The organism is Brevundimonas sp. 1080 (genome assembly GCF_040545985.1).
Classification (GTDB): domain Bacteria; phylum Pseudomonadota; class Alphaproteobacteria; order Caulobacterales; family Caulobacteraceae; genus Brevundimonas.
In genome coordinates this window covers 536937-558396 of the sequence record NZ_JBEPMW010000001.1, presented here as the reverse complement: position 1 = coordinate 558396, position 21460 = coordinate 536937, and the positions used below count along the sequence as shown (strand labels likewise).

At 68.0% G+C, this 21460-nt stretch carries 24 protein-coding genes, 1 tRNA gene, 1 pseudogene and 1 riboswitch; of the genes and pseudogenes, 9 read left to right on the top strand and 17 right to left on the bottom strand.

The genetic code is table 11. The features are described 5' to 3' along the window. Positions 1 to 4: 4 nt before the first annotated feature. From galE to metX, 5 genes and pseudogenes are all read right to left on the bottom strand, one after another. Positions 5 to 994, bottom strand: a pseudogene (gene galE / locus ABIC32_RS02865) (UDP-glucose 4-epimerase GalE); the annotation flags it as partial. 78 nt (positions 995 to 1072) lie between these two features. Continuing rightward, positions 1073 to 1339, bottom strand: a complete 267-nt coding sequence (locus tag ABIC32_RS02860; protein ID WP_354072205.1) for a hypothetical protein — start codon at positions 1337 to 1339, stop codon at positions 1073 to 1075. A gap of 216 nt (positions 1340 to 1555) precedes the next feature. Then, positions 1556 to 1630, bottom strand: a tRNA-Glu gene (locus ABIC32_RS02855). Between the two features lie 52 nt (positions 1631 to 1682). After that, positions 1683 to 2864, bottom strand: a complete 1182-nt coding sequence (gene metB / locus ABIC32_RS02850) for a cystathionine gamma-synthase (RefSeq protein ID WP_354072203.1) — start codon at positions 2862 to 2864, stop codon at positions 1683 to 1685. After that, positions 2861 to 3913, bottom strand: coding sequence for a homoserine O-succinyltransferase MetX (metX, locus tag ABIC32_RS02845; RefSeq protein ID WP_354072201.1), 1053 nt, complete (start codon positions 3911 to 3913; stop codon positions 2861 to 2863). The genes metB and metX overlap by 4 nt, the downstream gene beginning before the upstream one ends. Before the next feature lie 75 nt (positions 3914 to 3988). Then, positions 3989 to 4105, bottom strand: a riboswitch (SAM riboswitch). Positions 4106 to 4292: 187 nt separating this feature from the next. On the opposite strand from metX, the gene ABIC32_RS02840 reads away from it, so the two are divergent. From ABIC32_RS02840 to ABIC32_RS02825, 4 genes are all read left to right on the top strand, one after another. Further along, entirely contained in the window at positions 4293 to 4433 is a 141-nt protein-coding gene (locus tag ABIC32_RS02840) for a hypothetical protein (protein ID WP_354072199.1), read from the top strand. 102 nt (positions 4434 to 4535) lie between these two features. Beyond that, positions 4536 to 6287, top strand: a complete 1752-nt coding sequence (locus ABIC32_RS02835) for an amino acid kinase family protein (protein WP_354072197.1) — start codon at positions 4536 to 4538, stop codon at positions 6285 to 6287. A gap of 4 nt (positions 6288 to 6291) precedes the next feature. Further along, a complete protein-coding gene (gene thrB / locus ABIC32_RS02830) occupies positions 6292 to 7245 on the top strand; it encodes a homoserine kinase (protein WP_354072195.1) in 954 nt (317 codons plus the stop codon). A 93-nt stretch (positions 7246 to 7338) separates the two neighbouring features. Next, a complete protein-coding gene (locus tag ABIC32_RS02825) occupies positions 7339 to 7653 on the top strand; it encodes a CsbD family protein (protein WP_295225791.1) in 315 nt (104 codons plus the stop codon). Positions 7654 to 7659: 6 nt separating this feature from the next. On the opposite strand, the gene thrC is transcribed toward ABIC32_RS02825, so the two are convergent. Further along, positions 7660 to 9093 carry a threonine synthase gene (thrC, locus tag ABIC32_RS02820; RefSeq protein WP_354072193.1) on the bottom strand — a complete coding sequence of 478 codons (1434 nt, stop codon included), beginning with the start codon at positions 9091 to 9093 and terminating at the stop codon, positions 7660 to 7662. Positions 9094 to 9277: 184 nt separating this feature from the next. Here thrC and ABIC32_RS02815 point away from each other — a divergent pair, with 184 nt between their 5' ends. Further along, complete coding sequence (locus tag ABIC32_RS02815) at positions 9278 to 10225, top strand: retropepsin-like aspartic protease (RefSeq protein WP_354072191.1); 948 nt, start codon at positions 9278 to 9280, stop codon at positions 10223 to 10225. On the opposite strand, the gene ABIC32_RS02810 is transcribed toward ABIC32_RS02815, so the two are convergent. The 4 genes from ABIC32_RS02810 to ABIC32_RS02795 form a co-directional block, all read right to left on the bottom strand. Next, on the bottom strand, positions 10209 to 10667 hold the full coding sequence (locus ABIC32_RS02810) for a hypothetical protein (RefSeq protein ID WP_354072189.1): 459 nt from the start codon (positions 10665 to 10667) through the stop codon (positions 10209 to 10211). The genes ABIC32_RS02815 and ABIC32_RS02810 overlap by 17 nt on opposite strands. Positions 10668 to 10672: 5 nt before the next feature. Then, positions 10673 to 12310, bottom strand: coding sequence for a phosphoglucomutase (alpha-D-glucose-1,6-bisphosphate-dependent) (gene pgm, locus ABIC32_RS02805; RefSeq protein ID WP_307512522.1), 1638 nt, complete (start codon positions 12308 to 12310; stop codon positions 10673 to 10675). 36 nt (positions 12311 to 12346) lie between these two features. Beyond that, positions 12347 to 13198: a KPN_02809 family neutral zinc metallopeptidase gene (gene ypfJ, locus ABIC32_RS02800; protein ID WP_307512521.1), complete on the bottom strand. Its 852-nt coding sequence runs from the start codon at positions 13196 to 13198 to the stop codon at positions 12347 to 12349. A 78-nt stretch (positions 13199 to 13276) separates the two neighbouring features. After that, the gene (locus tag ABIC32_RS02795; RefSeq protein WP_354072186.1) at positions 13277 to 13666 is read right to left on the bottom strand and encodes a hypothetical protein; all 390 of its coding nucleotides are present in this window, start codon (positions 13664 to 13666) and stop codon (positions 13277 to 13279) included. 106 nt (positions 13667 to 13772) lie between these two features. Between ABIC32_RS02795 and ABIC32_RS02790 the strand changes: the two genes are divergently transcribed. Then, positions 13773 to 14339: a type 1 glutamine amidotransferase domain-containing protein gene (locus ABIC32_RS02790; protein WP_112861320.1), complete on the top strand. Its 567-nt coding sequence runs from the start codon at positions 13773 to 13775 to the stop codon at positions 14337 to 14339. Here ABIC32_RS02790 and ABIC32_RS02785 read toward each other — a convergent pair. Both ABIC32_RS02785 and ABIC32_RS02780 read right to left on the bottom strand, forming a co-directional pair. Then, a complete protein-coding gene (locus ABIC32_RS02785; RefSeq protein ID WP_354072184.1) occupies positions 14336 to 14986 on the bottom strand; it encodes a class I SAM-dependent methyltransferase in 651 nt (216 codons plus the stop codon). The genes ABIC32_RS02790 and ABIC32_RS02785 overlap by 4 nt on opposite strands. Next, complete coding sequence (locus ABIC32_RS02780; protein WP_354072182.1) at positions 14983 to 15957, bottom strand: fatty acid desaturase family protein; 975 nt, start codon at positions 15955 to 15957, stop codon at positions 14983 to 14985. Before ABIC32_RS02780 ends, ABIC32_RS02785 begins: the two co-directional genes overlap by 4 nt. A gap of 127 nt (positions 15958 to 16084) precedes the next feature. Here ABIC32_RS02780 and ABIC32_RS02775 point away from each other — a divergent pair, with 127 nt between their 5' ends. Genes ABIC32_RS02775 through ABIC32_RS02765 form a run of 3 tightly spaced genes read left to right on the top strand, consistent with a single transcriptional unit; the run spans position 16085 to position 17674 of the window. Beyond that, on the top strand, positions 16085 to 16492 hold the full coding sequence (locus ABIC32_RS02775) for a hypothetical protein (RefSeq protein ID WP_354072180.1): 408 nt from the start codon (positions 16085 to 16087) through the stop codon (positions 16490 to 16492). After that, positions 16489 to 16689 carry a helix-turn-helix transcriptional regulator gene (locus tag ABIC32_RS02770; protein ID WP_354072178.1) on the top strand — a complete coding sequence of 67 codons (201 nt, stop codon included), beginning with the start codon at positions 16489 to 16491 and terminating at the stop codon, positions 16687 to 16689. Before ABIC32_RS02775 ends, ABIC32_RS02770 begins: the two co-directional genes overlap by 4 nt. 37 nt (positions 16690 to 16726) lie before the next feature. Beyond that, the gene (locus tag ABIC32_RS02765; protein WP_354072176.1) at positions 16727 to 17674 is read left to right on the top strand and encodes an alpha/beta fold hydrolase; all 948 of its coding nucleotides are present in this window, start codon (positions 16727 to 16729) and stop codon (positions 17672 to 17674) included. Between the two features lie 36 nt (positions 17675 to 17710). Here the strand turns inward: ABIC32_RS02765 and ABIC32_RS02760 are convergent, their stop codons facing one another. The 5 genes from ABIC32_RS02760 to ABIC32_RS02740 all read right to left on the bottom strand — a co-directional run bounded on the left by ABIC32_RS02760 (position 17711) and on the right by ABIC32_RS02740 (position 21429). Continuing rightward, positions 17711 to 18535, bottom strand: coding sequence for a DUF3298 and DUF4163 domain-containing protein (locus ABIC32_RS02760; protein ID WP_354072174.1), 825 nt, complete (start codon positions 18533 to 18535; stop codon positions 17711 to 17713). Between the two features lie 22 nt (positions 18536 to 18557). Continuing rightward, positions 18558 to 19589 carry a UbiA family prenyltransferase gene (locus ABIC32_RS02755; protein ID WP_066549689.1) on the bottom strand — a complete coding sequence of 344 codons (1032 nt, stop codon included), beginning with the start codon at positions 19587 to 19589 and terminating at the stop codon, positions 18558 to 18560. A 120-nt stretch (positions 19590 to 19709) separates the two neighbouring features. Continuing rightward, positions 19710 to 20492: a GIN domain-containing protein gene (locus tag ABIC32_RS02750; protein ID WP_354072171.1), complete on the bottom strand. Its 783-nt coding sequence runs from the start codon at positions 20490 to 20492 to the stop codon at positions 19710 to 19712. Next, complete coding sequence (locus ABIC32_RS02745) at positions 20489 to 21088, bottom strand: DUF1700 domain-containing protein (RefSeq protein WP_066549694.1); 600 nt, start codon at positions 21086 to 21088, stop codon at positions 20489 to 20491. The genes ABIC32_RS02750 and ABIC32_RS02745 overlap by 4 nt, the downstream gene beginning before the upstream one ends. Then, positions 21085 to 21429, bottom strand: coding sequence for a PadR family transcriptional regulator (locus ABIC32_RS02740; protein WP_039244893.1), 345 nt, complete (start codon positions 21427 to 21429; stop codon positions 21085 to 21087). Before ABIC32_RS02740 ends, ABIC32_RS02745 begins: the two co-directional genes overlap by 4 nt. Between the last annotated feature and the right edge of the window lie 31 nt (positions 21430 to 21460).

Here is a 21460-nt window from a genome sequence, read left to right as displayed (position 1 = left end):
TGTGCCAGGCCCAGGCGCTGGCGACGATGGAGGCCAGGTCCGACTGGCGTGGCGCAAAGCCCAGCGCCTGACGCGCCAGAGTGATGTCCGACACAAGATGCGGCGGGTCGCCCGCACGGCGCGCTCCGGCCGCGTCGGGCAGACGAAGGTCGCTGTGCGCCATGATAGCCTCAAGCACCTGCCGCACCGAATGGCCGCGACCGGCACCCAGATTGCAGGCGAAGAAGCCGCGTCGGTCGCCGAGCAACTGGGTCAGGGCGGCAAGGTGGCCCTGGACCAGGTCGCAAACGTGGACATAGTCGCGCACCGCCGTGCCGTCGGGCGTCGGATAATCGGTCCCATGAACGGCGAAATCGTCGATCTGGCCGCGTAGGGCCATCATGGCGCGCGGGATCAGATGGGTCTCGACCGGCCGATCTTCGCCGATCAGGCCTGACGCCGAGGCGCCGCTGGCGTTGAAATAACGCAGCGCGATGACGTTCAGCCCGTGCGCTGCGCTAGCGTCCGACAGGATCTGTTCGCAGCCCAATTTGGAGCGGCCATAGGGGGTGACGGGGGCCAGCCGCGTCGCCTCCGTGATCGGATCGTCGCCGGGATCGCCATAGACGGCGCAGGTGCTGGAAAAAACCAGCCGGTTTACGCCCGCTTCCCGCATCCCGCCCAACAGGCCGAACAGACCGCCGACATTGTTGCGATAGTAGTCCAGCGGCGCGCGCACTGATTCAAGGACCACGGACGAGCCGGCGAAATGCATCACGGCGCTGATGTCGTGGGCGACTAGGGTGTGGCGCACCTTGTCCGCGTCCCAGACATCGCCCTCGACCAACGGTCCCCAGCGCACGAAACGGCGCCGGCCGGTGGACAGGTTGTCGTAGGTGACGGGCCGATAGCCGGCGGCGGCAAGGGCCTCGCACACATGGGCGCCGATATAGCCCGCACCGCCCGTGACCAAGATCGCCTTCGCAGATGTCAGCGCCGATCCGACTTCGCCCATCCGCTCTTGTCGGATACCGAAGGTCGGTAAATCAACCCCAAATCACCGACGAATGTATCCAGAGGTGTGCGGCCACCCTCAGGGGATCGGCGAGAAGCTGCGCTGTTCGCGCAGGGCGCTGGCTTTCCGGACGGCGATCGGTGCGGCATGCAGCCAATAGTCGGCGTCTTCGAGACGCTGCTCTCTGCGGCGCTCCAGTCCGCGCAGGCGGCGCAGGGCGGCGTTCTGGAGAAGGCGCGCATGCAGGGCGCGGGGCGACAGTTCGGCGATGGCGGGAGAGCCGGGGACGGCGACGGCGTCGGGGCCTTTGGGCTCCACCGCCGGGCGGGCGATGGCGATAAACATGAGGATCTCGGTGCAGGAGGGAGAGGCGCTTCTGCGCCGAGCTAACGATGGGTTAACCACAGTCCCTGTGGATAGTTCCTGACTGCGTCCGAAAAAAGTCCGTGAATCGAAAGACTTACTGCCCGTTTCCGGACAAAATAGTTACCGAAATCTTAATCCGGGGTCGGAGCGTTTGCTCGACGATGTCCGGGAAGGGCGCTGAAAAGGCGCCGCCGGTGGCAGTCCCTAGGGGAGTCGAACCCCTCTTTTCAGGTTGAAAACCTGACGTCCTAACCGATAGACGAAGGGACCGCAGCCGGGGCGGCGCATTTGCCCCGGTTCGGCCGCTCCTGCAAGCAAAAAGTTACGCCGCTTCCGCCTTCGCCGGGACGAGGGCGTCCAGCGCCGGGAACAGGTCGGCGATCAGATCCTCGACATGCTCCAGACCCACCGACAGGCGCACCAGGCCGTCGCCAATGCCGGCCGTCGCGCGTTGTTCCGGCGTCATGGCGGCGTGGGTCATGGTGGCGGGGTGGGCGATCAGGCTTTCGACGCCGCCCAGGGACTCCGCCAGGGTGAAGATCTCCAGCGTCTCGACCAGATCGCGCACGGCGTCCGCACCGCCCTGCAGTTCGAAGCTGAGCATGGCGCCGGGGCCGGCCTGCTGGGCCGCGACCAGGGCGTGGTTGGGGTGGGACTTCAGGCCCGGATAGTGGACAGCCTTGACCGCCGGGTGGGCGGCCAGCTTTTCGGCGATCTTGCCGGCCGTGGCCTGTTGCCGCTCGATGCGCGCGAACAGAGTGCGCACGCCGCGCAGGGTCAGATAGGCGTCGAAGGGCGAGCCGGTCACGCCGGTGCAGTTGGCCCACCAGGCCAGGGTCTGGTGATCCTCGGCGTCGGCCGAGATGACGGCGCCGCCGACCACGTCGGAATGGCCGTTGATGAACTTGGTCGTCGAGTGGACCACGAAGTCAGCGCCCAGTTTGATCGGGTTCTGCAGCGCCGGCGACAGGAAGGTGTTGTCGCACACGACCTTGGCGCCCGCCGCATGGGCGCGGGTGCAGATGTTGGCGACATCGACCAGACGCAGCAGCGGGTTGGACGGGGTCTCGACCAGCACCAGCTTGGGCTTCAGCGCCAGGGCGGCCTCGAAGGCGACGGGATCGCCCTGATCGACCAACAGCAGTTCGAAATGCCCCTTTCGGGCGCGGGCGTTCAGCAGGCGACAGGTGCCGCCGTAACAGTCGTGCGGCGCGATCAGCAGGTCGCCCGGCTCCAGCAGGGTCAGCGGCAGGTCAACCGCCGCCATGCCGGTGGAGGTGATGACGCAGCCGGCGCCGCCCTCCAGCTCGGTCAGGGTTTCGGCCAGCACGTCGCGGGTCGGATTGCCCGACCGGCTGTAGTCGTACTTCCGCTTCTGATCGAAGCCGGCGAAGGAATAGTTGGACGACAGATAGAGCGGCGGCATGACCGCGCCGTGGGCCGTGTCCGTATCCACGCCCGTGCGGGCGGCGATGGTGTGCGGATTGGCGGGACGGGCAGTCATACTTTGATATCCTTCAAGGCGGCGCGGAGGATGTCGCCGACGAAGGCGTCCTCCTTCAGAAAGGCGTCGTGGCCATAGAGCGAGGGCGCCTCGACGAAGCGCCACAGGGTCGGCAACCGCGCGGCCAGTTCGCGGATGTCGTCGATCGGCACCAGACGGTCGGAGATGAAGCCGATCAGGGTGACGGGCGTGGTGATGGCTTCCGGGGTCACGCTATGGCGATCCAGAGAATCGGACATCGACAGCCAGCGGGCCGGGGTGGTGTGGGTGCGGTAGGCCTGGCCCCGCGCCGTCAGATAGTCACAGACGGGATAGGCGCCGCCGACAGCCGCGGGCGCGGTGGTGTCGAAGCGGTCGTCGAACTCCTCGGCCGTGCGATAGGTGGTCATGGCCAGTTCGCGGGCCAGGGCGACGCCCTCCTCGGGACGGCCGGCGGCGACGGCGAACTGCAGGATGCGGCGCTGGATGCCGCGCCAGGCGGTGGCCTGGGGATGGGCGCGGTGGGCGGCCGACACGATGATCAGCTGCTCGGCCCAGTCGGGGAACAGTTCGGCGAATGCCAGGCCGACCATGCCGCCGTACGAGCAGCCGACCAAGGCGGCGACGCGCTCGATCTTCAGATGGTTCAGCACCAGGGCCAGCAGGCGGGCCTGATCTTGGGTGGTGATGGTGACGGGCTTGTCCAGGAACTCTGCGCCGGGGGCGAAATCCACGGCCAGGACCTGAAGCCGGCTCAGATCGATGGGCCCGCGCACCGATACGGCGCCCGACCACCAGCCCAGGCCGTTGGTTTCCGTCCGGTGGACGAAGCGTCCGGCCGAGATGCCGCCGGCGACCACCACGACGGGGGCGCCGATCCGGCCGTGCAGGCGGCCGACGACATTGGGTTGGTTCAGCTTTTCGCCCGAGGCGAGGCGGAAGTCGGTGGGAATGGGAACGATGACGTCTCGGGCGCCGCCGCGCTCACGCGTCGGTTCGCGGACAGGGGTGATGGCTGTCGCGAGGCGACAGTCGGGGTCTTCGAGCAGGGTGGTTTCGGCCAGTGTCATCGTCGTTCCGCATCGTTCTCGCTCAGCAAGTCTCGATGCGGTGACAGAGCGTGGAGCGTCGTCTCGTCGATGCTCCACTCATCTCTCGCGACCCCGAAGGACCCCGCAGGAGTTGGCACCGTTTCGAGCTGTGAGACCCGATGGTTGCCCCAGCGTCAAAGGGCCTAATCCCTCGGCTGGTCTTGATGAGTGACTTTACGTTGATGATCCGGGCGCCGCCGGTCAAGCGAAAAATTCAACCTCATTGGCGGCATGGGTCGACTCGATGGGGGTGAAAACGCACAATAAGCGCCTTGTCGTGAACAAATCATCCAATGCGACTTGACAGGGTCAGGGTTGTCCGATCACCCTAGGCTCAGATTTCAACCGGACCTGCCCTGTGCAACAGCGCTCGCTCATCGCCGAAGTTTCGACCGTCGCCGGCATCGCCGCGACGCGTTTCGGCATGACTCTCGGCGGCACGATTATCGGCGGTACCACCGGCACCACCACCATGCCCGAACGGGCGGGACGAGTTTAGCGCGCCGAACCCCGGCAACCGCAGAACCCGAACCCCGCCCGGTCCGCCAGGCGGGGTTTTTCTTTTCACCCCACCCCATCCCGATCTTTCCCGAGAACCCCGATGTCCGCCCAACTCGCCGTCGTAGAAAAATCCGAAAGCCTCGATCCCAGCAGTCAGCCTTCACCAGACAGGGTTGGGCCCGAGGTGGTGGTGCTGAAGTTCGGCTCGTCCATCCTGCGCAGCCCGGCCGAGGCGCCGCTGGTCGCCTCGGCCGTCTATGGCCATGTGCGGGCGGGCCGAAAGGTGGTGGCGGTGGTCTCGGCCTTCGGCGGAGCGACGGACCGGCTGCTGGGCGAGGCGCGGGCGCTGGGCCTGGCCCATTCCAACGACCTGCTGCCGGGCTATGTGGCCTTGGGCGAGGAAAAGTCGGCGGCGCTCGTGGCCATCGCTTGCGACCGGATCGGTCTGGACGCCTGCGCCCTGTCGGTGCGCGAACTGGGCATTGTGGCGGAGGGCGAGCCGGAGCATTCGCGACCCTGCGGCCTGCGACCCGACCATCTGAAACAGGCGCTGGATCGGCACGAGGTGGTGGTGGTGCCCGGGTTCGGCGCGGTGCGGCCGGACGGCAAGGTGGCCCTGCTGGGACGCGGCGGATCGGACCTGACGGCGGTGTTCCTCGCAGCCGAGTTGGGGCTGAAGAAGGTGCGATTGGTCAAGGACGTGGACGGCCTTTACGACCACGACCCCAACGACAAGACGGCCCCGGCCCTGCGCTATCGCCGCGCCTCCTGGGATGTGGCGCGCAAGCTGGGCGGCGCCCTGGTCCAGCACGACGCCATCGACCTGGGCGAAGGCCGCGGGGTCGAGATCGAGGTGGCGGCGCTGGATCGCGCCGACGGCACGGTCATCGGCGACAAGTCGGCGCCGCCCGGTCCCGCGCCCGCCCTGCCGCCGCTGAAGGTCGCGGTCGCCGGATGCGGCGTGGTCGGCGGCGGCGTGCTGGCCAAGCTGCTCGATGATCCCCGCTACGAGGTCGTGGGCGTCTTGGTGCGCAATCCGAAAAAGGCGCGCGACGTGGACTGTCCGGCCTCTTTGTTCACCTCCAACCCGGCGGACCTGTGGGCCAAAAAGCCCGACATCGTGCTGGAAGCCCTGTCGGAAGGCGAGGCGGGCCACGCGGTGATCCGCGCTGCGCTCGAGGCCGGCTGCGATGTCGCCAGCGCCAACAAGCAGGCGGTCAGCCGCGATCCGGGTGGCCTTCAAGAACTGGCGAAAGCCAATGGACGGCGCATCTTCTGGTCCGCCTCGGTCGGGGGCGGATCACCGATGATCGAGACCGTCCGCGCGGCCCGTGCGGCCGGCGAGGTGGTCGGCTTCGAGGCGGTGCTGAACGGCACGGTCAACTTCATGCTGGAACGGCTGGGCGACGGGGCGGCCTTCAACGAAGCCCTGGCGGACGCCCGGGCGGCAGGCTTTGCGGAGGAGGACCCGTCCTCGGATCTGGAAGGCCTGGATGCGGCGGCCAAGGTGCGGCTGCTGTGCCACGAGGCGTTCGGCCGTTCGCCCGACGGCGAGGTGCCGCGTGATCACCTGAACGAGACGACCTCGGCCGCCGGCGGCGTGCGCCAGATCGGCGCCGCCCATCTGAAGGACGGGGTGATCCGCCCGTCGGTGTCGCTGAACGCCGACCATGGCGATCCGCTGTTCTCGACCCTGCGCGGCGAGGGCAATGCGCTGAAGGTCTACGGCGCCGACGGGCGCGTCTGGCGCTGCCGGGGCCGGGGCGCCGGGCGTTGGGCAACGACCGAGAGCATCATGGCGGATCTGGCCGAGATCGTGCGTGCACGGCGCGCCGATGCGGGCCTAAACTAAGGCCATGGCCGTCTTCACCCCCGTTTCCATCGCTGACGCCGAGGCGTTCCTGGCCGGCTACGACATCGGCGAGGTGGTCGAACTGACGGCCATCGCCGAGGGGGTGGAGAACACCAACTATCGGCTGGACACGACGCGCGGCCGATTTGTGCTGACCCTGTTCGAGGGGCGGACGGACGAGGCCTCGCTGCCCTTCTGCCTGGGGCTGACGGCGCATCTGGCGGCGCGCGGCTTTCCCTGCCCGACGCCGATCGAGGACCGGAAGGGCGGCTGGCTTGGACGGTTGAATGGCCGGGCGGCGGCGGTGATCGAATGGAAGACCGGCGCTTGGATGCGCACGCCGTCATCGGCCGATCAGGCGGCTGCGGGGGCGGTGCTGGCGCGGCTTCATCTGACGGCGGCGGACTTCGAGCTGAGGCGGGAAAATCCGGTTGGGCCGGCCATGTGGCGTCGGCTGGCCGATCGCTGCGTCGAGGGAGAAGGGCGGGCGTCCGACGCGGATCGCGCGCTGATTAGACAGGTCCAGGCGACGCTGGCGCGCCTGGGCGATCCCTTTACGGACGATCTGCCGGGCGGGGCGATCCATGCCGACTATTTCCCCGACAATGTGCTGTTCGAGGACGGCGCCGTGTCGGCAGTGATCGACTTCTATTTCGGCTGCACGGGCGCCTTCGCCTATGACCTCGCCATTGCCCTGTCCGCCTGGGGTTTCGACGCAGAGGGGCGGGCCATGCCGGACGCCCTGACGGCCTTCCAGCGCGGCTATGAATCCGTGCGGCCGCTGAACTCCGCCGAGCGGGAGGCCTTGCCGCGACTGGGCGAAGCGGCGGCCCTGCGCTTCACCGTGACGCGGCTGCACGACCGCATTTTCCACGATCCCGCCAATCTGGTGACGCCCAAGGATCCGGCGGTCTTCCTGCGTCGGATGGACCACTGGCGCGCGACCGAACCGGCCTGAGGCGCCTGCGCGGCTTCGTCGCTGGAACCGAAAGCTTGGCCGGGATTTTGATGGTGCAACGGCGAAGTCCGCCGCTCCCCGAGGACGAAGATCATGACTGACGAAACCATCAACGGCGCCGCCTCGCAGGCGCAAGGCAAGTTCCAAAAAGGCGTCGGCAAGCTGGTCGGCGACCAGAAGCTGCAGGTCGAAGGCGCCTATAACGACGCCAAGGGCCGCTCGCTGGAAACCTTCGGCAAGGCGATGGATTCGGTCGATCGCCTGATCGAAAAGGTCCCCGCCGACTACCGCGACAAGGCCCGCACCGTCGCCGCCGAGGCGCGTAAGCGTCCGCTGGTCACGACCCTGTCGGTCGCCGGCGTCGGCCTGCTTCTGCTGCGCGCCCTGACCGGCGGCGGTCGTCGCTAAGACGTTTTAGTGGCGGTCTGAAAAGGCCGCCACGGCGTCACGCGTCGCGTCCATCGTCCCATCGACGATCGTCAACCGCTCGGGCTTGTCGCCTAGGGCGGCGATGACGTTTGCGGGTTCGGGTTCGAAGCCCAGAACGTTCGAGACGAAGTCGCCGAACTTGGACGGGTGGGCGGTGGACAGGGCGACGACGGGGCCTTTCGAGCGGTCCTGGCGACGCGCGGCGGCCAGCGCCACGGCCGTGTGCGGACACACGACGCGGCCCCAGGCCTCATGAGCGTGGGCGATCTCGGCGCGCGTCTCGTCCTCGTCGATGGAGACCGCCGAGACCTGGTCGCGCAAGGCGGTGAGAAGGTCCGGATCGAAGGCGATAGCGCCGTCGCGGGCGAAGGTTTCGAACACCCCGCGCGTCGCCTCGGCGTCGCGGCCCGTCGCCTCGAACACCAGCCGCTCGAAGTTGGACGGCGCCTGCACATCCATGGAGACGCTGCCGCTTTCGACCGCCGGACGGCGTGAATACAGGCCGTCGTTCAGCGCGCGGGCCAGGGCGTCGTTCTGGTTCACCGCCGCGACGAAGCCGTTGGACGGCAGGCCCATTTTCGTCGCGGCGATGCCGGCGAAGGCGTCGCCGAAGTTGCCCGTCGGCACGACGAAGGTCGCGGCCCCGCCCAGCTGGGCCGTGGCGGAGACATAGTAGGGAATCTGGCCGGCCAGCCGCGCCCAGTTGATCGAATTCACCGAAGACAGTCGGCCGCGTTCGCGCAGGGCCTCGTCGGCCAGCAGGCCCTTCACCAGACGCTGGCAGTCGTCGAAATCACCACGCACGGCCAGGTTCAGGACATTGTCCGCCTCGACCGTCGTCATCTGTTTGCGTTGAACCGGCGAGACGCGGTCCAGCGGGTGGAGCACGACCAGATCGACCGACTTGGCGCCGGCGAAGGCGCGCACGGCGGCGGCGCCGGTGTCGCCCGAGGTGGCGGTCAGGATGGTCAGACGCTCGCCCGAGGCGGCCAGCGCCTCGTCCGTCAGGCTGGCGACCAGCTGCATCGCCAGATCCTTGAAGGCGGCGGTCGGGCCGTGAAACAGTTCCAGCACGAACAGGCCCGGCTCCAGTTCGACCAGAGGCGTGACCAGCGGATGGTCGAACCCGGCGGTCAGTCGGTCCAGCGCGCGGTCCAGCGCGCCGGCTGGCAGGGCGTCGCCGATGAAGGGGGCGATGGCTTGCAGCGCGATGGATTTGTAGTCGGCCTTGCTGGTCCAGGCTTCGGGCGACAGGCCGGGCCAGGCGGTCGGCATATAGAGGCCGCCGTCGGGGGCGATGCCGCGCAGCAGGGCGTCGGAGAAATCGGTTTCGGGCGATTGGCCTCGGGTCGAGACGTAGCGGGCGCTGGAGGTGCTCATGACGCCGATGGTCGTAGCCAGACGGGGCGGCGGCGTCACCCGCTTTCTGGATGATTTTGTCGGGTTTTCGCGGGCTGTGGCCCGACAATCCACGTCTGGGCGTGGAAGCGGTGGTTTAGGCGCACATTTTTGCCGCCTCAGGGGCAATGTCGTCGGTCCTGCAAGAGGGGTTGCGACATCGCCCCGCTGGCGCGGATCGCTGCGACAGTCCATGTCAGGGACCATGAGACGACGCGATCTTCTGATCCGGCTGGGGCTGGTCGCCGGCGGCGTGGGCGGGGCCTGGTGGCTGCGCGACCATGTGGTCTGGCGCGGGCCCACGGTCGCCTTCGCCGCGAACGGCTCCAGCGGCTGGCTGCCCTATGCCGAACCGCGCGCGCCGACCCCGACGGTCGAGGCAGCGGTGAACGGACAGCCGGTGCGGGCCCTGATCGATTCCGGGGCGCAGTATTCGGTCATCGACCGGTCGCTGGTCGAGCGGCTGGGCCTGACCAATGTCTTCAACATCCCGATGGTGGCTTACGGCGTCGGCGGCGACGCCCAGGTCGGACGGGGGACGACGCTGGATGTGGCGATCGGCGGCTTGCGGCTGACCGGATTGCGGGCGGCGATCCTCGGCCTGGGGCCGCTGGCCGGCGATCAGGGATTGGGTGCGGCGCTGATCCTGGGGCAGGACGTGCTGCGTGAACTGGTGCTGGAGCTGGACACGGCGGAGCATCGGGTCCGGTTCCTGCCGCGCGAGGGCTGGACGCCGTCGTCGTCGCTGAAGCCCGTGCCGGTGACACGGGCCGGCAGGGCGCTTCAGGCGGGCATCACCCTGGAAGGGGCGACGGTCAATGCGGTGATCGATACCGGCGCCTCGGCCGTGCTGGCCGTGACGCGCGAGACGGCCCAGGCCGCCGGCCTGCTCGACGGACGCGAACGCACGCCGGGTCAAAGCATCGTCCTGGGCGGCACGGTACGGGCCGAGACCGTCGTCGTGCGCACCCTGACCATCGGCGACGAACTGTACCGTCAGGCGGCGGTCGCCATCTATGACGACGTCGCGGTGCCGGGCTTCCCCAAGGCCCTGGTCGGCATGGCCGCGTTCGAGAACCGGCGTCTTGCGCTGGACCTGGGCGGCCCCGGCCTGTTCGTCGAACGGCCGATGGAGATTACGGTCGGGGCTTGAGCACTGTGATCGGCCGAACCGTGCCCGGCCAGAGCTGGATGCGATAGCGGTCGTCGCCGTCAAGCCCGTCTTCGGACAGGGTGTTCAGTCCGCCGTGCGAAATGCGGGCCGCATAGTCGCCGGCAGGCACAGCGATCCGCTCGGCCTGATCCGGATCGTCCGTGCAGCCGAACACAATCAGCGCGCCGCTGTCCAGGCGCAGGCCGCAGTCGCGCATCTGGTCCCAGGCGTCCGCGTCGGGCGTCGGCGCTGTGGTCAGGATTTCAAGTTCGACCGGGACCAGCATGTTGCGAACCGTGCCGATCGCGATCAGGTCGGGGCCGACGGCCAGCATGGGGTCGCTGTCCGAGCTCCACAGGGCGGCGGTGTCGGTGACGTAGGTCTCGTCGCAAACGTAGAACTGGAAATAGTCCGCGAAAATCTCGAAACGGCGGACACACACCGACTTCAGCTCGCCAGAGCCGTCGCCACCACGGCCCTGGCCTCGGCCTGAACGGTCGCCAGATGGTCGGCGCCAAGGAAGGATTCGGCGTAGATCTTGTAGACGTCTTCGGTGCCCGAGGGACGGGCGGCGAACCAGGCGTCGGCGGTGACGACCTTCAGCCCGCCAATGGCCTCGCCGTTGCCGGGGGCCTTCGTCAGGATGTCGGTGATCGGCTGACCGGCCAGGGTGGTCGCGGTCACGTCCGAGGGGCTGAGCGCGGCAAGCCGGGCCTTCTCGGTGCGATTGGCCGGGGCGTCGACGCGGGCGTAGGCGGGGGCGCCGTACTGGTCGGTCAGGCCGGCGTAGAGTTGGCTGGCGCTCTGACCCGTGCGGGCGTGGATCTCGGCGGCCAGCAGGCACAGCAGGATGCCGTCCTTGTCGGTCGTCCACACCGTGCCGTCGTGGCGCAGGAAGGAGGCCCCGGCCGATTCCTCGCCGCCGAAGCCGACGGTTCCGTCCAAGAGGCCGGGGACGAAGTGTTTGAAGCCGACGGGAACTTCCAGCAGGCGGCGACCCAGGCCGGCGACGACCCGGTCGATCATGGACGATGAGACCAGGGTCTTGCCCACCGCGACGTCCGCGCCCCAGCCGGGGCGGTTGGCGAACAGATAGGCGATGGCGGCGGCCAGGAAATGGTTGGGGTTCATCAGGCCCGCGTCGGGCGTGACGATGCCGTGGCGATCTGCGTCGGCGTCGTTGCCGAAGGCGACGTCATAGGCCGAGCCGCCCTTCATCATGCCGATCAGACCTGCCATGGCGCTGGGCGATGAGCAGTCCATGCGGATCTTGCCGTCGGCGTCCAAGGGCATGAAGGCCCAGCGCGGATCGACGGCGTCGTTGACGACGGTCAGGTCCAGTCGGTGGCGCTCAGCGATCTCGCCCCAATAGGCCACGGCCGCGCCGCCAAGAGGATCGGCGCCGATACGGACGCCGGCGTTGCGGATGGCGTCCAGGTCCAGCACGTTGGGCAGGTCGTCGATATAGGCGGACAGGTAGTCGAACCGGCCCGCCGCCGCATGCGCCTGGGCGAAGGGGACGCGACGGACCTCGGTCAGGCCGCCTTCGATCAGCTGGTTGGCGCGGGCGGCGATGGCGGACGTGGCCTCGCCCCCGGCCGGGCCGCCGGAGGGGGGATTGTATTTGATGCCGCCGTCGCGGGGAGGATTGTGCGACGGGGTGATCAGGACGCCGTCCGCCTGCCGACTATTCGTGCGGTTATGGGTCAGGATGGCGTGCGAAACGGCCGGCGTGGGGGTGAAGCCGTCGCGGGCGTCGATCAGCACCTCGACCCCGTTGGCGATCAGCACCTCCAGCGTCGTGCGGAAAGCGGGTTCGGAAAGGCCGTGGGTGTCGCGACCGAGGAAAAGCGGGCCGTCGACGCCCTGCGCCGCGCGGTATTCGGCGATAGCCTGGGCGATGGCGAGGATGTGGGCCTGGTTGAAGGCGCCGTCCAGGCTGGAGCCGCGGTGGCCCGAGGTGCCGAACACGACCCGCTGCTGCGGATCGCCCATGTCGGGCCGGGTCGTCTCATAGGCGTCGAGCAGGGCGTCGAGATCGATCAGGTCTTCGGGGCGTGCGGTCGTGCCGGCGCGGTCGTGCATCGTCAGTCAATCAATCGTTATGAGGGGGAGCGGCGATCAGGCGCCGCTGAAGGTGTCGCAGGAGGCCGGATCGCCCGACTGATAGCCGCGCTGCAGCCATTCCACCCGCTGCGCAGAAGAGCCATGGGTGAAGCTTTCGGGAGAGACGCGGCCGCCGCTGCGACGTTGCAAGGTGTCGTCGCCGATGGCCTGGGCGGTCTTCATGCCCTCTTCGATATCGCCGGGCTCGAGTGCGACCTGACCGTTGGAGACGGCCGAGGCGTTCCGGGCCCAGACGCCGGCGTAGCAGTCGGCTTGAAGCTCCAGCGCGACGGAATACTGATTGGCTTCGGCCTGACCGGAGGCGCGCTGCTGGGCCTGGCGAACCTGAGCCGAGGTGCCTGTCAGCGTCTGGACGTGATGGCCGAACTCGTGGGCGATGACATAGGCGCGGGCGAAGTCGGCGCCTGAGGCCCCGAGCTTGTTCTCCATCTCCTGCCAGAAGCCGAGGTCCAGATAGACGGTCTTGTCGGTCGGGCAGTAGAAGGGACCCATGGCCGACTGCCCAAAGCCGCAGCCGGTCGGCGTGCCCTGTTCATAGATCACGACGTTGGGCCGCTGATAGCCCTCAAGCTTCTGCGACCAGACATCATCGATGTTGGCGCCGATGACATCGACGAAACGGCCGGCCTGATCCTTCGGCGTCCCGACTTGACCCTGCTGTTGCTCGGCGCCGACTCCGCCGAACTGGCTGGCGAGCTGGGTCGTGGTCGAGGGATCGATGCCAAAGACAAGGTAGCCGATAATGGCTAGAACGCCGACGCCCAGGCCGCCGCCCGCGATGGCTCCGCCGCCGAGACCCCGTCGATCCTCGACGCCGCCGCCCGTCCGTCCACCCTGCCAGCGCATGCCCTATCCTCCGCCCGATCCTGGTTAAGCTAGGCAGGAACGCGGGTGCAAGGGAAGGGATGCGTCAGTTTGGACGCTTCACTGCGAACGGGCCAGCCAGTTGTCGATCTGGCTCATGCCTTGGGCTGTCTGCTGGCGGCGTTCGGCGGCGGACTGGCGCAGGGTCCGCTCCTGCTCGGGGCTGTAGAGCGGGCGGGGTGGCAAGGGCTGGACAGCGGTGGGTTCGCGTGCGCCTTCGATGGCGCGCAGGCGAAGCTGGGTCTCGATCTGCTGTTGACGCGCCTGGTCCGCGTTCGACTGCGCCTGGGAACGCAGACGGTCGTTCTCGTAGCGGTGCTGGTCGGCGATCGCGGCGGGGACGCCGCCCGGATAGGCGCCATAGGGGCGGCCGGCCTGCGGATAGGTCTGGGCCAAGGCCGGCGTGGCGGCAGCGGCCAACAGAACGGTCAGGGTCAGGAGGGATCGCATGGATAGGATGTGGGGACGCGCGCCATCGCCGCCAAGCGGAGCCGCAACCCTTTGACACGCCGTGGGTTCATCGCGCCGAACCCCTTTCACGAACGGAGCATTTCTCATGGCCCAATCCCTTTCCGGCAAGACCGTCGCCATCCTGGCGACCGACGGCGTCGAGTTGATCGAACTGAATGAACCGATGAAGGCGCTGAAGGATGCGGGCGCGGTGGTCGAGATCGTGTCGCTGAAGGCCGGCGAGTTCCAGGGCTTCGACCATTTGACGCCCGGCGACAAGGTTACGGCCGACAAGGCGGTGGCGGCGGTCGACGCCTCGACCTATTCCGCCCTGCTGCTGCCGGGCGGCGTGGCCAACCCGGACCTGCTGCGGGCGGACGAGGACGCGGTGAAGTTCGTTCGAGCCTTCTTCGACGCCGGCAAGCCGGTCGCCGCCATCTGTCACGCGCCCTGGCTGCTGATCGAGGCAGGCGTGGTCGAGGGGCGCACGATGACGTCGTTCGAAAGCATCCGCACCGACCTGAAGAACGCCGGGGCCAATGTGGTCAATGAGGCGGTGGTGGTGGATCAGGGCCTGGTGACCAGCCGCTGCCCCGACGACATTCCCGCCTTCAACGCCAAGATGATCGAGGAGTTCGCCGAAGGCCGCCATGAGGGCCAAGCCGCCGCTTAAGGCATCGCCCAGACTGAGGACCGCTTGATTTCCTGGTCCTCCAGTTCGCGCGAGGTCGGGACGCGGTATTCGGCCAGGAAATCCAGGCCCGTGCGCGGGAAATATGTGCGTCCCGGATCGCCGATCAGGACACGCGTCCCCTTGGCGCGGGCCTGGGCCAGCCAGGCGAGAACGGCGTCGGTCATCGGGCGCTCGTAGCAGATGTCGCCCGCGCAAATGACGTCCACATCCGGCGGGGCGGCGTCCAGCAGATTGGCCTGGGTGAAGTCCAGCATCACGCCGTTCGCCGTCGCATTGGCGGCGACCGCGGCCTGGCAGAAGGGATCGATGTCGGCGCACAGGACATGGGTCGCCCCCGCCTGCATCGCCGCCACGCCGACCAGGCCCGAACCGGCGGCGAAGTCCAGCACGCGCTTGCCGACGACCTCATGCGGATGATCCAGCAGATACCGGCTCAGAGCCTGACCGCCGGCCCAGGCGAAGGCCCAGAAGGGCGGCGGCACGCCCATTTCGCCGAGCTCTTCTTCCGTCAGCCGCCAGATCGGCGTGATCTCGTCGGCCAGCCACAAAGAAATCTCGGGCGCGTGCGGCACGGGCTGAAGTCGCGTGTTGTCACGGATGAAGGCGGCGGGATCGAGGACGGTCATTCCGGCTGGCGCGTAACAGCCTTCAGCACGCTGGCATAGCTGGGTGCGACCTCCACGGCCTCGGCTTGCGGCTTCGCATGGATGGCGCGGTGGAGGCGCGGCAGCTTCCAGCAGGGCACATGCATGAACAGGTGGTGCTCGGCGTGGAAGTTGACCCAGTAGGGCGCGATGAAGGCGCGTTCCCACAGGCTGGCCTTGGTAGTGCGAGCGGCGCGAAAGGGGTCGGCCGACGAACCCTCGACGCAGGCGTGTTCGGCGATGTTTCGCAGGCGCGTCACCATCGGAAACCATGTCGCCATCGGCAGCAGCCACAACACGAAAAAGGCCCACCAGACACCAGCGGCGATGAAGCCCGCCAGCAGGACCGCGTTGAAGGCGAGGAAGGGCAGTACGGATCGGCCCGTCACGATCGACTCGTAATCATGGGCGCTGTCGCTCATTCCTTTTGTGCTATCGCCCCTTGGGCTGCTTGAGCGCGCGTGCGCTCGGGCTAGCGGCAGCAGGACCCGCTGCTTGAAGAAGGTCTGGCCCGTCAGGTCGCGGATCAGCTTGCGGCGCAGCGAGGCCGGACTGACGGGAAACGGCGCCGACAGCATCAGATCGGGATCCTCCGCCTGCTGGGCGAAGCGATGATGCGTCAGGTGATAGGGACGATAGGCCTTCAGGCTGGCGCCGATCGGCACGGCGCATAGCCAATGGCCGAGAAAATCGTTCAGGCGGTTCGACTTCGACAGGCCGCCATGCGCCGCTTCGTGCATCAGAATGGCCAGACCCAGCTGACGCGTTCCGACGATCATTATGCACAGCGGGATCAGCCAGGGGATCAGGACGCCGGCGAGAACAGCCAGGGCGATCACCGCCCAGCAGTGGACCACTAGCAGCGGGCCGGCCCAGGCCGAGCGCATTTGAAACGGCGTCCACTCCTGGGGTGTGAACAGGGCCGACGGGGCGATGCGCGGGGCGGCGGACATGAGACGAGTCTAGCCCCAGACGCGCGTCTGGAAAAGCGACGCAAGAATGTTGGGCGCGCCTGACAAAAAGTCAGGTTGACATGACATTCGGACGGTGTCAGGTTGTCCTTACACAAGGAGAGCCGACATGTTCACCGCCTGGAAGACCGGAACGCCTGCGCATCGACGCTACATCGTCCGCACGATGGCCTTCTCCGTGCCCTATGTCGCGATCTGCATCGCCATGATGACGACGGACGCGTTCGACGATCTGATGGGCAAACCGGCGGCCTGGGTGCTGGCGGCTGCGGTGTCGGCCCCGGTGATCGGGCAGATTTGGGCGACCCTGGCGCTGATGCGCGAAAGCGACGAGTTCGTGCGCGGCGTGACGGCCAAACAGTTCATCGTCGCCGCAGGACTGGCCATGGCCGTCGCCACCTTCTGGGGCTTTGGCGAGAGTTTCGCCGGCGCGCCGCATATGCAGACCTGGCTGATCGTTCCGGTCTTCTGGGGCCTGTACGGCGTCGTTTCGCCCTTCATCCGGAGCAGCCGATGAAGAACCGTCTGAAGCTTCTACGCGTCGAGCGCGGCTGGACCCAGGAACAGATGGGTCAGACGCTGGGGGTCTCGCGTCAGGCGGTGATCGCCCTGGAGACAGAGCGGCACGATCCATCGCTGGACCTCGCTTATCGGATCGCCGCCGTATTCGCGCGGCCGGTCGAAGAAATCTTTGAAAACCCGCACGCGGGCTGACCGAAAAGTCAGAATAACCTTACAATTGGAGACTGTGATGTCGAACGTCATTCGCCCTTGCCGGGGCGTCTTCGCCCCATCGCGCCTTGCCGTCATCCTGGGCGTCGTGATCGCCTGCGCCGTGGCCAGCGATCAGGTCCGAGCCCAAGCCGCGCCACCTGTGGCTTCCTCCGCCGCGCCCTTCGTCTCCGACCGGCTGTCGGTCGAGGTGGTGGGCCATGGCCCCGACGTCATCCTGATCCCCGGACTGGCGTCTTCGCGCGAAGTGTGGCGAGCGACAGCGGATCGGCTGAAGGCGACGCACCGCGTTCATCTCGTGCAGTTGGCGGGTTTCGCCGGCGAACCCTGGACGCACGGCGACGGCGCCTTCATCCAGCCCGAGGTGGATGAACTGGCGCGCTATATCCGTCAGGCGCGGCTGGATCGGCCGGCGGTGATCGGCCATTCGATGGGCGGTCTGAGCGGACTTCTGCTGGCGCAGCAGCAGCCGGATCTGGTCGGGCGGGTGATGACGGTCGACTCGCTGCCCTTCTACAGCGCCATGTTCGGGCCAACCGCGACGGCCGAAAGCGCCCGACCGTTCGCGGATCAGGCGGCGGGCATGATCCTGTTGGCGGACGCGGCGAGCTTCCGCACTCAGCAGGAGGCGACGGCGCAGGCGCTGTCGCGCACCCCGTCGGAACAGGCGCGCATCTTGGCCTGGTCGTTGGCGACCGATCGTCACGCGATGGCCTCGGCCATGAAGGATGTGATGACCACGGATGCGCGGCCGGGGCTGGCGGCCATGACGACGCCGGTGACGGCGCTTTACGCCGCCGATGCCGACGGCGGGGCGCCCGCGGCGATGGCCGATGCGATGTGGACCCGAGAGTATGCGGCCTTGCCCGGCGTGACCCTGATCCGCGTCGATGGATCGCGCCACTTCATCATGGCCGATCAGCCGGCACGGTTCGCCGAACTGGTCGACGCGTTTCTGGCGAAGTGAGTGACACCCTCCCCGCGCGCGGGGAGGGTGTTGCCGTCAGCCGTTCTTCGGCGTCACGTCGCCGGCCTTGACCGGGGCGCCGTCGAACTGGTCGGCGTAGGCGGGGTTGAGCAGGGCGCGGAAGACGCTCTGCGGCAGGGCGATCCAGTAGGGGCCGTCCGAATAGGGGCCGATCTGATAGGGTCCCATCAGGAAGGTCACGCCACCTGCCTTGCCCGGCGTCGTGCCCGGCGTCAGGACGAACGGCGTCGAGACGGCCTTGGGGCAGGTCCACATCTTGCCGTCCAGGGTCGCGGCCTCCGAACCCGGCGAGCGGGCCTGTTTGGCGGCGTTGGCGGCGGCGCACAGGGCCTTGTCGAGGACCGACAGGTCGGCGCCCGGCCGGAACAGGTCGGCGAAGCCCAGCCGCTTGTTGGTCGTCTTGTCCCAGATCACGGCGTCGAAACTGGTGTTGGGATGGGCGCCGCCGGTGAACTCGAAATCGGTGCGGGCCAGGCTGACCAGTTTGCCGGTCTCGGCGCCCGGCGCGAAGGCGATGGTCTTTTCATAAGGGTTTGGGCCGCCGCCGGCCTCGCTGAGATCGGCCTGAGCGCCTTCCTCGAACTGCTTCAGGTCGCGCACCGTGTCGGCGTAGAGGGCGGCGTGCAGGGCGGGCGTGGTCTTGATCGCCTGGGGCAGGGTCAGTTTGACGGCGGCATAGGGGGTCTTGCTGTCATAGCCGACGGGGGTGTTCGACATGGCCGGCGCGGCGGCCGGGGCCGGCGCGGCCGGCGCCTGGGCCTTGTCTTCCTTGCGCTGGCAGGCAGCCAGGGTGGCGGCGACGGCGGCGGACAACAGCAGGATTCGGGCGGTGCGCGACATGGGAAACTCCATCATCGGGGGATCACAGGGAGATTGAGCCAAGAGCGATAGCGGCCAGCAGGATCAGGCCGGCCTCGCGATTGGACTTGAACAGTTTCAGCGCCAGGGCGCCGTCGTTGCGGTCCAGCCGCACGACCTGACGCGCCAGATGAGCGGCATAGATCAGCAGTCCGAGCCAGAACAGCGGACCGAGATTTGCGGACAGGCCCGTCAAGACAGCGAGCGCGACCGCCAGACCATAGAAGACCGCAACGCCGGGCCGCACGGCCGAGGCCAGTCGGCGGGCCGAGGACTTCACGCCGATCATGGCGTCGTCCTCGATGTCTTGCAGGGCGTAGATCGTGTCGTAGCCCAGGGTCCAGAAGACGCCGCCGATCCACAGCAGGACGGCGGGGAGATAGGCCTGCCACGTCAGGGCGATCGCATGGCCGCTTTCGCTGGCCGGGGACCACAGAAAGGGCCGGAACTCGCCGGCGAGATCGGCGGGCAGCAGCAAGGCGGCCGCCGCCAAGGGCAGGGCGGCGGCGAACCCCATCAGGGCGCCCCAGTTGAAGGTCAGGCCCAGCCAGGCCTGGGGCCACCAGGTGATCCGCTTCATGAAGGGATAGGCGGCGACAAGGGCCAGCGATCCCACGCCCAGCCCGACGGCGACGGTCGGCAGGGTGAGCAGGACCAAAAGGCTGATCAGGCTGCACGCGACGACGAAGGCCCAGGCCTGTTTGACCGAGATACGGCCGGACGGGATGGGTCTCTGGGCGGTGCGGGCGACCCGGGCGTCGAAATCCCGATCGACGATGTCGTTGAAGGCGCATCCCGCCGCTCGCATCAGGCAGGCGCCGATGCCGAAACCAACGAACAGCCACAGATCATAGAGACCCGGCGCCTGCCGATACTGCGCCAGGGCCAGGGCGATCCCTTGCCAGCCGGGCAACAGCAGCAGCCAGATGCCGATGGGCCGATCGAACCGCCCCAGCTTCAACCACGGCTTCAGCCCCTCCGGCGCATGCCGATCGACCCAGTTGGCGCCGGCGTCGGGGAGGGGAGCGAAAGTCATGCGGCTGACTTAGCGCGTAGGGCCCGAGGGGTGAAGGCGCCGCTCCCCGTTTCCAAGGCGGGCGCACAGAAAAAAGGGGCTGGTGAACCCAGCCCCTTTCCACAGTGATCGGCGCGATCGTCAGTCCTGATAGACGTCGCCGGAGCCGGAGACGGTGCTGTTCAGGTTGGCGGGGCGGGTGGCCAGGGCCACGTCGCCGGAGCCGGCGATGGCGACCTTGACGTCGCCGGTCGGGGCGATGCGGGCGTCGCCGGAGCCGGCGATGTCCACCCAGGCGTCGCGGGTCGCCAGGTCGCCGAGGGACGCATCGCCCGAGCCGGCGATGTCCAGCTTCAGCTCGTCGGTGCGACCCGAGGCGGTGACCTCGGCCGAACCGGCGATGTCGACCGTCAGCGAAGGCTGGTCATAGCCGGTGATCTGCAGGTCGCCCGAGCCCTTGGCGTTGAAGCGGTTCACCTTGGGCGCGGTGATGACGACCTTCAGTTCGTCGCGCTCGGAGCGGGCGGAGAAGTTGCCGTTGCTCCAGCCGAACACAACCCGCTCGTCGCCGTCGCCCAGATCGAGGCGGCCGTCGACCAGACGGACACGGTCGGTCAGACCCTTGGGCCCGGTGATGACGACGGTGTTGGCGTCACCCTGCACATAGTCGACGTCGATGCTGGAATCGACGGTCAGGGTCTCGCCGCCGGTCCAAGGCAGGGTGCGGGTGGTGAAGGGACCGAGGTCGTCGGTCCCGCCGCCCTTGACCCGCTCGAAGCGGATGGTCTCGCCGTCCTGGTCCCTGATGGTCCAGGCCCAGCCGTGGCGCTGGAGGTCGTGGCCGCCGATCGCCAGCGCCCCGCCGACGGTGACCAGGCACAGCACCAGAGCGGCGCCGGCGATGATGAACAGGGTGCGGATCATGCCGAGACTCCCGAGGTCGAGGTGGATTGAACGCTGGTCGGCTCAAGCGCTGGCTTCAGCAGGCGGTAGTGTAGGCGGGCGAACCAGACGACGCCGTTGACCAGCCAGATGGTGAAGATGGTCAGCAGGGCGCCGATGAAGACGGCGCCGGCCATCAGGCCCAGCCCCATCAGGATCGCCGCGAACGGCCCGCCGGGGAAGCCGGCGAAGGGGCCGGCGACCATGATCACGCCGCCTGCGATGAACAGGCCGATGGCGGCGATGAAGAAGCCGAACACGGTCCCGATCACGCCCATCAGCAGGGGCAGGAGGATCAGGATGTCCAGCGCCCCCAGGCCCAGGACCGCGAAGACGGCGCCGGCGGCGGCGGAGGGGTTCTTCTCCTGATGCCAGCGCTGGATGCCGGCCTCGGCCTTCAGTTCGCGAGCCAGGCGGACCGGATCGCCGAGCGCGGAGGCGACCTCGGCCTCGGTGCGGCCGGCGGCCAGGCCGTCGTCGAAGTGGGTCTGATAGTCGGCGATGATGTCGTTGGCGGTCGTGGTCGGCAGGCCGACGAGGCCTTCCTTCAGACGATCGATGAATTCGGCGCGCGTCATTGAGCGGCTCCCTGATCGGCGTCGTTCGCCACGATGGCGTCGACGGCCTTGGTGAAGGCGGACCATTCGGCAGTCTGGGCGGCGAGGGCCCCCCGGCCCGCTTCGGTCAGTCGGTAGTATTTGCGTGACGGCCCGGCGGAGGATTCGACCAGATAGGTCTCGACCTGTCCTTCGGACTGCATGCGGCGCATCAGGGGGTAGATCGTGCCTTCCCCCATATCGATCGCGTCCGACAGGCGGCTGGCGATCTCGTAGGCGTAGCTGTCCGCCCGGTTCAGCAGGGCCAGGACGCAAAGCCCCAACACTCCCTTTTTCAGCTGTATCTCGATAGTTTCTGGCACCTCGGCTCTCCCGTTGATGGTCATTGACTAC

Bases quoted from the DNA above. Each gene is read 5' to 3' on its own strand.
- metB (WP_354072203.1), bottom strand. From the start codon at position 2,864: ATGACTGCCCGTCCCGCCAATCCGCACACCATCGCCGCCCGCACGGGC.
- metX (WP_354072201.1), bottom strand. From the start codon at position 3,913: ATGACACTGGCCGAAACCACCCTGCTCGAAGACCCCGACTGTCGCCTC.
- ABIC32_RS02795 (WP_354072186.1), bottom strand. From the start codon at position 13,666: ATGCGATCCCTCCTGACCCTGACCGTTCTGTTGGCCGCTGCCGCCACG.
- ABIC32_RS02785 (WP_354072184.1), bottom strand. From the start codon at position 14,986: ATGACCGTCCTCGATCCCGCCGCCTTCATCCGTGACAACACGCGACTT.
- ABIC32_RS02775 (WP_354072180.1), top strand. From the start codon at position 16,085: ATGTTCACCGCCTGGAAGACCGGAACGCCTGCGCATCGACGCTACATC.
- ypfJ (WP_307512521.1), bottom strand. From the start codon at position 13,198: ATGCGCTGGCAGGGTGGACGGACGGGCGGCGGCGTCGAGGATCGACGG.
- ABIC32_RS02755 (WP_066549689.1), bottom strand. From the start codon at position 19,589: ATGACTTTCGCTCCCCTCCCCGACGCCGGCGCCAACTGGGTCGATCGG.
- ABIC32_RS02790 (WP_112861320.1), top strand. From the start codon at position 13,773: ATGGCCCAATCCCTTTCCGGCAAGACCGTCGCCATCCTGGCGACCGAC.
- ABIC32_RS02760 (WP_354072174.1), bottom strand. From the start codon at position 18,535: ATGTCGCGCACCGCCCGAATCCTGCTGTTGTCCGCCGCCGTCGCCGCC.
- ABIC32_RS02770 (WP_354072178.1), top strand. From the start codon at position 16,489: ATGAAGAACCGTCTGAAGCTTCTACGCGTCGAGCGCGGCTGGACCCAG.
- ABIC32_RS02825 (WP_295225791.1), top strand. From the start codon at position 7,339: ATGACTGACGAAACCATCAACGGCGCCGCCTCGCAGGCGCAAGGCAAG.
- pgm (WP_307512522.1), bottom strand. From the start codon at position 12,310: ATGCACGACCGCGCCGGCACGACCGCACGCCCCGAAGACCTGATCGAT.
- thrB (WP_354072195.1), top strand. From the start codon at position 6,292: ATGGCCGTCTTCACCCCCGTTTCCATCGCTGACGCCGAGGCGTTCCTG.
- ABIC32_RS02750 (WP_354072171.1), bottom strand. From the start codon at position 20,492: ATGATCCGCACCCTGTTCATCATCGCCGGCGCCGCTCTGGTGCTGTGC.
- ABIC32_RS02765 (WP_354072176.1), top strand. From the start codon at position 16,727: ATGTCGAACGTCATTCGCCCTTGCCGGGGCGTCTTCGCCCCATCGCGC.
- ABIC32_RS02745 (WP_066549694.1), bottom strand. From the start codon at position 21,088: ATGACGCGCGCCGAATTCATCGATCGTCTGAAGGAAGGCCTCGTCGGC.
- ABIC32_RS02815 (WP_354072191.1), top strand. From the start codon at position 9,278: ATGAGACGACGCGATCTTCTGATCCGGCTGGGGCTGGTCGCCGGCGGC.
- ABIC32_RS02835 (WP_354072197.1), top strand. From the start codon at position 4,536: ATGTCCGCCCAACTCGCCGTCGTAGAAAAATCCGAAAGCCTCGATCCC.
- ABIC32_RS02780 (WP_354072182.1), bottom strand. From the start codon at position 15,957: ATGTCCGCCGCCCCGCGCATCGCCCCGTCGGCCCTGTTCACACCCCAG.
- ABIC32_RS02860 (WP_354072205.1), bottom strand. From the start codon at position 1,339: ATGTTTATCGCCATCGCCCGCCCGGCGGTGGAGCCCAAAGGCCCCGAC.